Below are 10,160 nucleotides of genomic sequence, written 5' to 3'. Positions count from 1 at the left end.
ATTCTGCGGAAAACTTCCTCCTTGTTTGCTTGTTCATAAGGTTAAATTTAATCGTTTTTTTTAACTTAACCTCTGGTCTCAATTTTGGGGAGTATTATAAACCCTTGCGCCATTTTGGCTTATTGTTTGACTTAAAAAAACACAAAACGCTCCGTTCAATCAAACCTTTCTCCATTTTTGCCAGGCGCTACCGGCTAGGCGTTATCCAACACCACGAGGGATACTCTTTCGTCAAAATCGAGGCCAAAAAAGATCGTATCACGCCCTTCGATATATTATGGCTGGGTCATTTCTCTGCCAATTGGAAAATCGATAACTAATTCTGTAACCCTGTAACGAAAACAAGGATAAGCAAGCTACAATTAAAAGAAATCAACAAAGACCGCAGCAAGGGCGAATATGCCCTTGCCTGCCGCGGTATCCTGAAAGAAGCGATCAAATTCGCGGACGACATAGACGGATTTATCCGCTACTGGCAAAACACGGTAGACCACTACCCGCAGCGTAACCACCGGCGGCTGGGAGGTAGCTATCGGATAGAGAAAGACGAAAAGAACCAAACTGCGCTGATCTGCAAGACCGGCGATACCAAAAAGCCGGTAGACTTGTATTATATCTTTTCGGTGGAATCACCGGAATGATTGAATGACCGGTAACGGTTCGTATATGCGTAGTTGCTGACGATAGGAAGCAATTATCGCATCTACAGTATTATGGCTTAGTTTTTCTTTTTTAAAATACATTGTCAAGTGATTTTGCATTCAAAATCCTTTCTCTTGACGAATATCTAGGACTTTGAGGTGCTTTCCCTTTACTTGTTCCTAAAGGCACTTTTTTTATTTTCTCCGCTGGTTCAGTAAAATGAAGAATATATTTATTCGTGTCTTTCCATTGTTCAATCGACTTTATCTCTGCCATATGAGTTATCGCTGAAATCGGAGCAACTTGATAAGCGGCAATGTATTTTATTTTTGGAATCATTGACGAATTTAGACGGATAGCATACCAACAATTTTCATCAATAAAAACTTCTTTAAATCCGTCTTCTCTTGCAGGAATTACAATAGTGTCAATGTCCGAAATGTCAACTTTTTCTGTATCCTCTGTTACTTCATTAAGAAATGGTTCAAATTCATAAAGTAGTTTACCACTTTCCGATTTGTATCTTTTCAGTGTCGTAACCTCTACTGGGAACTTAAAACGACTAATTAAAACGGTTTCTAATTCCTCTCCAAGTTCGTCAATTATTAATAAAGCGTTGAAGGAGTCCTTTTTGTGAATTATGGATTCTAGTAAATAGTCTACATTTTCATAACCATTCTTTTTTGCAAACGCCTCACAATTTTTCCATTCGCCAGGTCGCTTTTGAAGCATTTCTTTAATAATGTTCTTGACCTTTACTTTGGAAGTCTCGAAAGACAATGAAAACTCTAGTATTTGAACTGCAATATGTTTTAAGTGTTGATGACTGGCTAAGTCATTTTCAACCACAAATATTTTCGGGTCTTGCTTATTGGTTAAGTCAATTAAATATCCGTCAGGTAAATTGTTAGTTCCTCCTTTCTGTCCGATTTTTTTCTTGTCGTCAAGATAAATGCGTGTTGAACCAAACAAAGCGTCTTTCACTTCGTTTACAGCATCCTCTAAGTCCGATTCTTTATCATACGGAACTTCAATGTATTTCTCTTCATTATTCCAAAGCATAGTTGTTCTTTAAATTAGCTATAACGCAATAATCGGCGCAGGGCTTTCCTTGCGCTAATCGACCGTTAGCGGCGGTTCTTACTGAAATTCTACTAAGAATTACGGTAACCCTGTATCCCCATGATACTAGGATTTAAAACCCAAGTTAACGGCCACTAATTACTATTAATCCTTTTTACCTGCTTTTCAATAAATTTATCTATTCTATCCACATATTCTAAAGAAAGAGAAGGTCCATGAGCTCCTTCAATAGATTCAATTTTTCGAATATCGCCATCTTTTATTGGAAACGGGAACCGCCCCGCCCAAACTGCATAATCTTGTAAATGATTAATTATTTCTCGCTCTTCTTTTTCAAGATCAATGCGATATCTATCAATTATGGGAATAAATTCGTGTCCGTTACCCGGGATTTTTTTTAAAAAGTCGTTAAATGTTTCTACCTTTCCTGACTTTATATTCTCTCGTTCTTCATAAAGCCCTACAGCTTTTAACGTCAGCTCGATACTAACCGCATACATGAGCAATGAAGCACGGAAAAGACCAAGTCCTTTAAGTCGATTTTCTTCAGATGGTACTTTGTTTACTAGTTCATAAAATGCCCTATTGTTTTCATCAGCAGCCAGTTTAATTGTTCTTGCATGCTCTATATAGGTACCGTAGTGTAAAGATGGCCTAATATCGTTCATGATTTTTCCTTAACATGGTATAAACAATAAAGATAGCTTTATCGTACAGTGTAGTTCCCTTCTATGATTTTAATCTCCTCATCCGTCAACTCATAAAGCTGATAAACCAATTGGTCGATTTGGTTTTCAAGATCGGTGGTATCGGAACTAGGATTTTGTTTTTTGATAGCTAGTATTTTATCGACAAGGATTTCAATTTTGTGCTCTTCGTTTTCAGAGGGTAATTTTATTGGCAATAATTCTATTTTGTATTTTTTCCATCGGTTTGTCCCCATTCCTGTTGTGGTGCCGATAAGGTTAAAATACCACTCTGATACCTTTGAATTGAGTATTGCCAATAAAAATTTTAGTTTCTCTCCGGTCATCAAAAAGGTGGTGGCTTCGGCATAATACCCTTCGTCATCGAAAGCAAACTTAGGTTTATCCGAAATTTCTCCCCATACAATTTTTGGTTTTTCAAAATCTTCTAAATATGCACAATTTCGAAGATTTGTCCAATGATCTCCTTGGTCATATCTGCTTTGCACCTTTGGTAAAAATGTTTTGAAATACTCGAATATTGCTGGATATTCTTTCTCTACATCTATTCTTTTCAACTCCGATGATTTCAGACCGTTGTGTGAGTTGATTAGATAAATATTTTCAAATTCATAACTGTATTTTTTCAAATCTCGCCCTCGCAAAATTGGCTTAATTATCTCTTCGTTCTTTGGGTCAAGTTGCAGAAATTCATTTTTCTTCTTTTCATCAATGATAAATGCTGCATTAAATCCAGTTTTAATTCCAAAATTAATACGTAGATCAAACCCTTTTAATTGCTTTCCTTGTGTTTCAATTTTTACTTTGAGATAGCCCTCTGCCTGATTACCAATAAACCACTCGGAGGTATTTGGCACTGCGAATTCGAAATGGTTCAATTCGAAATAATCGGATAGTGAAGTACCCAATGCATAGTCATCAGCCAGGTTCACAACCAAAAAGGTGTCCGTAAGCGTTCTTTTCTGTAAGGTTATGATATTTGATTCTACGGTAGCTTCTTCGAATATTTGTATGTCTTCAATATTCAATAGTGAAATGGGTTGCATGCTTTTCATAAAGAATGCTTTCAATAATTGACCATAGATAGCTCTAAGCCAGGAATTGGAAGTGATGTAGGTTAAAAATCCATGGTTCATCAGAATTCTTGAACCTAGTTCATAAAAAAGGCAATAGATGTCTGAGCCTTTGGAATAGGTTTCAAACCCCGCCATTGAAAAATAGTCTGCCTGTTCTTTGAGCTTGGACATTGAAAAATACGGTGGATTACCAATCACTACATCGAACCCCACAAAATCCCCATGTTCATTCAACACCTCGGGAAATTCAAAGCGCCATTCAAAAGCGTCTTCAAATATTTTGTTGGCTTTGATTGCTTCTATTTCGGTTTCGAGCTTGGTTAGGCTTTCTTCCAGTTTGGCTACCCGGGCCAGGCGTTGTTTTTTCTGCTTGGGGTCTTCGTCGAACATGCTTTGCTGCATGGTCAGGTTGTACAGCTCGCCGGCCAGCTGGGCTTTGCGCTTGATCTTGGGGTCGTTTTTGGCAATCTCGCTGCGGAAATCGGATTTGATATCGGCGATCAGCCGCTTCATTTCCTTTTTCTGCTCCTTGCTTTCGGCATTGCGGTAGGTGTCCACGGCTATGCGGTAGCTATCGATGGACCACTTGCTTTTTTTCAGCGCCTGGCTTAGGTCGGCATCGATGGCAAAGCGGCTCACCAGGGAGTTGCCGCATTTGATATTGATATCGATGTTTGGGAGTGTTTCGAGTTCGGTGGGGTTCTTATAGTAGGCGTTTTTGAGTAGTTCGATCCAGAGGCGCAGGCGGCAGATCTTGACGGAGTTGGGGTTGATGTCTACGCCGAAAAGGCAGTTTTCGATAATGGTTTGCTTTTCGTGGAAAAGTGCTTCCTGGATCCGCTGCCGTTCTTTATTATTGGGGTTGTAGTCAAATAATTCGCCGTCTTCGTCGGTGACGATCAATTCATCGTTGACGACTTCCACCTGGTATTCCTTCAGGCGCTTGCCGTCCCGGTCCTGCAGGATCTTCAGGTCGTTCTTGACGGCCAGCATTTCGTTCAGCGCCGACACCAAAAAGTGGCCAGAACCGACGGCCGGATCGCAGATCTTTAGGCTGTTGACGATGGCATTCGCTTCGTCCCGGTCCTCGATCTTATCGTAAAGCGCTTCCAAGTCGGTACAGTTCCAGCCCTTGGTCTCATTAAATTTTTGTACCACGGCTTTGCGGATGGTTTCCCGGCACATGTACATGGTGATAAAACCGGGTGTGAAAAAGGAACCGTCCTTGTAGCCGTTGATTTTTTCGAAGATCAATCCAAGCACCGAAGCATTGATCAGCGATTTGTTTTCTTCCTGGATCTCCTCGGAGCCCTCGCTGCTAAAATCGTAGGCATTCAGAAACTCAAAGAGGTACTCGAGCGTATTGAGCTGACCGGTACGCGTTTTCCCTTGCCGGTCTTTCAGTACGGTTTTGGGGATAATCGGAATGGTCTTATCGTCCCGCAGGTTGCTGATAAAAAGGGTGTCCTGCTCAATATCCGTCGGCTCAAACAGGGAGGAGTTTAGGTAGGGCACTTTCTCAAATACCCGGATCACGTCTTCGTTCCGGTCTTCGTGCTTTCGCGCCAGCACCTGGAAAAACAAGCCATTGAGGTGATCGTAGTTTTTGATCTTGTCCAGGTTGAGAAAGGAATACGATGTATCCCCCTTGTGGTAGGTGATCAGTTGGGCTTCCAATAGTTTTAAAAATAGGATCCGGTTGATCCAGGTAATGCTCAGCTCGAGCGCGACATTGAATAGCTGTTCCTCGTGGCTGTTACCAAATTGGCTGGGGCGGTCTAACCGGCTGAGCTTGTCCAGGCTGTCCAGCTGGATAATGGTGTCCTCGAGCAGGGTTCCGGTATGGCGCTCTCCGGGCTTGTTTCGTCCGATCAGTTTTTTACTGCCTTCCTTCGTTTCCGTCAGGCCGATGATGTGCAATAGCTCGCTGTAAAAACGTTTGTCCAGGCTGTTGCTATCGTTGGTAAAGGGCAGTTTGAGCAGGTGCTCCGGAGAGAGCAGCTTAAAGAGGGCAATTAACTTGTTGTCGTCTGCCTTATCGGCATTCCGCAGGGGCTTTTGGTACTCCTGGATGTTGAAATAGGTAAAATCGATCTCGGAATCGATGCCGGCGATAAATGGCTCGGCGATCTGCTTGTAGAAAAAATCCGTCCGGGTATCCGCCAGGCGGCCGGCCTCAAACTCGGTAAATTGCTGGACCAGCTTTTTGTTTTGGGCAAAAAGCCGGTCAAAGGTGGTGGCATCGAAGATAAACCACTCGTTGATATTGGTGACGATCAGGTGCCGGGTTTCGAGGTTGCCCTGTGTGATCCGCTCCCGTAGGTAGTACAGCACCAGCTCCTGAAAAGCCTTAGCGTTTAGGTCCTCCTTGCGGACCATTTCGTTTTTATTGGTAGGCTTTTTGGCTTCGATGATGACGCCGACCGTACTGGAGGCCTTCTCCCCGTTGTGGATGACCAGGTCGTTTCTGCCCTTGGTATTGATAAAATGCCGGGGCTCGTAGTAGGTCTTTTTGAGAAAATCACTGACCAGGTTTTTATGAAACTCCTCCGATTCGGTATCGTTGGTCCGATCCAGCAGCTGGATCAAATTGGCCTTGAACGCTTCGATCTCCTTCCGGTTCGGTTTTACTTTTAAAAAGGCCTTGTTAAGGGCTTTTCGTGGTTTCAGGGGGTTGAGGTGCATATCGGGTCAATTTTTTACGGCTAGGGTCAAGTATAAGCGTCGTGCGGGATTTCATAGCGATCCACTTTCCTGATACCCTTACGTTTACAAGGGGCAAACCAACGTTCCGGCTAAGAAACATAGGGCATTTCGAAGCGATTAGCTGTCCACCATAGTAGAAGTTAGTTCGGGAAATAAACCTTTCCCCTGGCACCGTGCGCCCCACTTCTTCTTAGGTACTGTTACAGGGAGGTTATTTTCTTTCCAACCAGTTTTCCAATTTCAGGTTTTCTAAGTACCTGAAGTCTTTACTATTGTCTGTTACTAAAATCATTTCGTTAGCTAGTGCGGTAACACCAATGATCAAATCAAATTCATCATGCATCGGTGTTCCGTTTTTACTTAGCAAGACTTTGTTATTGGCATACTGGTCTACTATCCCAAAAATCGGTATGATGGTTAGCCCTTTCACAAATTTATCAACCGCTCTGTGAGATTTCTTGGGATCATCGCTTTTTTCTGCTCCGTATTTCAATTCAAAAACTGTTATTTCAGAGATGAAGCAATTCTCAAGACCTTTTTCCTTGATGATTTCATCGAGATGGAGTTTACCTCTCAAAAAAAAAACACATGTACTCGTGTCAAGCAAATATTGCATACATCAAATTTTCAAGTCTTTAGATTTGAATTTCCTGCTTTCTCTGATTTCTTTTATAATTTCCTCGGCTGGCTTTTCTGAAACAAATCCTCCGAAAGAACTGAAAAAATCTTTTTCTTGAGACTTTCTCCCCTTCCTTATAGATTTCGCAAGTCGCTCAAGCAGCTCTAATTTGCTTACTGAACTCAAACTTTCAAAAAGCTCAGAATAAGTTTCAATGATATAGCGTTCTGCATGTGTCATAGCCTAAATTTTACTAAATATATGAAATTACATCGTAAAACTGATTTCCATTCTACTTGGTTCTTCTTCAACTTCCCTGTAACAACTAGCTATCCCTAATCGGGCTGCTTTTTTGTCAGGGGTTAGTTCTTCGACTTGTACTGTGTCCGGTAGGAAAGGAATCCATCTAACCTAACCTTTTAGTGGCCTAAGAATAGGTGCCCTGCTCCAGATAAATCTGGGCGATACCCCGCTGGTTAATGCCCCGATGCACGATCAATATAGTAGATTTTTTTTAAGAATGGGCCGGAATGCGGTCCAAAAAATTCGGCATTCCATAAAAATTGCTGGAAAGCAAAAAAACATACGGCAGAAAACCCGGGCAGTCCCTCCTACCCCACCAAAAATGTACGGGTGACACTGCCTGTTTTGCTGGTAAAGACATACCTTTATCTTCCTGCCCCGGTCTATCAAAAGCCCGGTCCGTAGACGCTCGCGCCTGTTGCCGGCACGGTCGCGAGAAAGACGCCCCCACTCTGGGGATACTGCTGCAGTTGCTCCGCGGAAAGGTTTTCCCGGGCGGTGGTGATCAGTAATTCGTTGTTTTCCGGACCGGTAAACGCACAGGAGGTGACGTGGGGCGCGGGCACATCGACCTTGTGCAGTTGCAGGCCGGTTTCGGGGTCCCAGCAGTACACACCAAATCCTCCGTAATGGGCCACCCAGAGCTTGCCGTTTTGGTCCATGCATAGGCCATCCGGTGCACCCAGTTCCTCCGGAATCGTCACGGCTACCCGGTTAAAACTGATAAAGCCCTTTTCCAAATCGAAATCAAAGGCTTGTATCTTTCGGGTAGGGCTGTCGATGTAGTACAGGGTCTTTTCGTCCAGGGACCAACAAATGCCGTTGGAGATACTCACCTGATCGATGACCTTCTCCGGAACCCGGTCCGTATCGATTCGGTACAGGGATCCGGCGTTTTGGGTAAATCGGGTGCTCATGGTACCGGCCCATAGGCGGCCCTTGCTGTCACAAGCCCCGTCGTTCCAGCGGTTGTCCGGCTTGTCCTGCGCTACCTCGCAAAGCCAGTCCAGTTGCTCCGATTCGGGATTAAATTTGGCGAGTTTCCGATCCAGCGCCAGCAGGTAGCTGCCCGCATGATCGGGGATTACCAGCGGAAGCCGGTGGGGAAAGGTCCAGGTTTCGGGACGGCTTGCCCCCCGCTTCAACCGGTACAAAACCCCATTTTCAATGTCTACCCAGAGGTAACTTTCCCGGGCTTGCTCCCAAACTGGGCTTTCTGCCAGGATGCAGCGGGAATCGACCAGTAATCGTGCGTTTGTCATGGAAATCTGTTTTTTTTGACTGGCCTGCAGTAGACAGGCCGGTTGGACTGCGCTTCTATCCGGCTTGTTCGGTCCAGTAGGTAGCGAGCTTTTTCTTTAGGAAAGCCACGCTTCTTTCCAATTGATCCATGCCGTCTACCCCGTCTTCGATGCTGACCCAGCCGTCGAATCCCACGCGCTTCAGTTCGGTAAAGATGGCATCGTAATCGTTCAGGCCTTTGCCAATCTCTCCGTGACTCAGTCGTTTGGCATAGCCCACGGCCCCGCCTTCCTCTTTCTTTAAATCTTCGATGGTCCCGTATTTCAGGAAACGGTCGCTGGCATGCATGGTAACCACCCGGTCCGACACCCGATGCAGCAATTCCAGGGGATCCTCCCCGGCCAGAAAGGTGTTGCTGGGATCGTAATTGACGCCGAAATGGGGGTGCTGTATGCTGTCCACGAGTTGACAGAATACGTCCATTTTCTGGGCAAATTCGGGGTAGGTCCAAAAATCGTCCTTGTAGTGGTTTTCCAGGATCAGCGTGATCCCCCGCTCTTCGGCATAGGGAATGCAGCGCATAATGGAATCGGCAGCCAGCTTTACGCCTTCATCCAGACTGAGCTCGGGACGCTTCTGTCCGGAAAGGACGCGGCAATAGCTACCACCCAGGGCATGGGTCATGTCGATCCAGTGTTTTTGTTTGGCGATTTCTTTTTCCCGAAAGGCGGCTTCCGGATGGGTAAAATCCGGGGAGCAGCACATCATGGGGATTACTTTTCCGGTATCCTCCACCCGGGCCTTGAATTCGGGCCAGCGGGAGCGGTCTTCCATTTCCATAAAACCCGCGTACCATTCCAGTCCGGCGATGTCCAGGGTACTGGCAAGGCGAATCCATTCTTCCAGTTTCATGGATCCATCCTTGCACAGGGCCTGCATGTAGGCTTTGGGAAATGCGGCTAATTTTGGCATAGTGTGTTGATTGAAAAATTAATGAATGGTACTTGCATCTTTGGGGGCATTGCGGCCGATCAGCGGGTATTGTTCCAGTTCCATGACCTGTCCGCTGACGGGCCCGCACTCGTCGGAGAGCCAGAAGATAGCGGCGGCAGCAATTTCCTCCGGAGCAATGATCCGCCCGGCTGGGGCGTACATGTTGGGAAGGTCTTCGTACCAGGTATCCGAGAGCCCGTGTTCTTTTTTGCGTTGTTTCTCGGTTTCGGTGAGCACCCAGCCGGGATTGATTTGGTTGACGCGCACGCCCTTATCGCGAAACAGGCTATCGCCCAGGTTTCGGGTAAGCGTCATCAAGGCACCTTTGGACATGCTGTAGGCCAGCAGGTTGGGTTCCCCACTCCAGGCATTGACCGAACCGATGTTCAGTACGTTGCCCCGATTGGCGGCCAGGGCGGACAATGCCGCTTTGATCAGCAGAAAGGGGGCAATGGAATTGATAGACAGAACTTTCTCCAGAAAAGGCCGGTCCACGCTGTCGAAATCGGAGGAAACCACCCAGGCGGCATTATTGACGACGGCATCCAGTTTTCCAAAACGTTCGTGGGCCAGGGCTACCAGGCGCTCCGCACAGCCCTCCGTTTGCAGGTCTTCGATGTGGAGTACGGCCTGCTCCACTCCAATTTTTTGCAACACCGCTTCTCCCCAATCCTTTTCCAGTCCGTGCAGCACTACCTGCGCTCCTTCGGCGGCACAACGCAGGGCAATGGCCTTGCCGATACCCGTGGTGCTGCCGGTGACGATGATTACTTTTCCTTTTAATCGCAT

Annotated in this window: 9 protein-coding genes; all 9 read right to left on the bottom strand. The window is 45.5% G+C overall.

The genetic code is table 11. The annotated features are described in order from the left end of the window. Positions 1-362 precede the first annotated feature (362 nt). Positions 363-560: a hypothetical protein gene (locus tag GCU44_RS15645; protein WP_154857479.1), complete on the bottom strand. Its 198-nt coding sequence runs from the start codon at positions 558-560 to the stop codon at positions 363-365. 172 nt (positions 561-732) lie between these two features. Then, positions 733-1,704 (bottom strand): hypothetical protein, encoded by a 972-nt coding sequence (locus GCU44_RS23220; RefSeq protein WP_206670845.1) that lies wholly within the window; start codon positions 1,702-1,704, stop codon positions 733-735. Positions 1,705-1,859: 155 nt separating this feature from the next. Further along, the gene (locus GCU44_RS15635) at positions 1,860-2,393 is read right to left on the bottom strand and encodes a hypothetical protein (protein ID WP_154857477.1); all 534 of its coding nucleotides are present in this window, start codon (positions 2,391-2,393) and stop codon (positions 1,860-1,862) included. Between the two features lie 38 nt (positions 2,394-2,431). After that, the gene (locus tag GCU44_RS15630) at positions 2,432-6,193 is read right to left on the bottom strand and encodes a class I SAM-dependent DNA methyltransferase (protein WP_154857475.1); all 3,762 of its coding nucleotides are present in this window, start codon (positions 6,191-6,193) and stop codon (positions 2,432-2,434) included. A gap of 232 nt (positions 6,194-6,425) precedes the next feature. Further along, positions 6,426-6,830 carry a PIN domain-containing protein gene (locus GCU44_RS15625; protein WP_154857473.1) on the bottom strand — a complete coding sequence of 135 codons (405 nt, stop codon included), beginning with the start codon at positions 6,828-6,830 and terminating at the stop codon, positions 6,426-6,428. A gap of 3 nt (positions 6,831-6,833) precedes the next feature. After that, positions 6,834-7,073, bottom strand: a complete 240-nt coding sequence (locus GCU44_RS15620) for a hypothetical protein (RefSeq protein ID WP_154857471.1) — start codon at positions 7,071-7,073, stop codon at positions 6,834-6,836. A gap of 449 nt (positions 7,074-7,522) precedes the next feature. Beyond that, positions 7,523-8,398, bottom strand: a complete 876-nt coding sequence (locus GCU44_RS15615; protein ID WP_154857469.1) for an SMP-30/gluconolactonase/LRE family protein — start codon at positions 8,396-8,398, stop codon at positions 7,523-7,525. 55 nt (positions 8,399-8,453) lie between these two features. Next, positions 8,454-9,350, bottom strand: coding sequence for a sugar phosphate isomerase/epimerase family protein (locus tag GCU44_RS15610; protein ID WP_154857467.1), 897 nt, complete (start codon positions 9,348-9,350; stop codon positions 8,454-8,456). Positions 9,351-9,368: 18 nt separating this feature from the next. Next, positions 9,369-10,160 (bottom strand): SDR family NAD(P)-dependent oxidoreductase, encoded by a 792-nt coding sequence (locus GCU44_RS15605; RefSeq protein ID WP_154857465.1) that lies wholly within the window; start codon positions 10,158-10,160, stop codon positions 9,369-9,371.

The organism is Cyclobacterium xiamenense, assembly GCF_009467825.1.
Taxonomy (GTDB): domain Bacteria; phylum Bacteroidota; class Bacteroidia; order Cytophagales; family Cyclobacteriaceae; genus Cyclobacterium; species Cyclobacterium xiamenense.
This window is presented reverse-complemented; position numbering and strand designations above follow the sequence as displayed.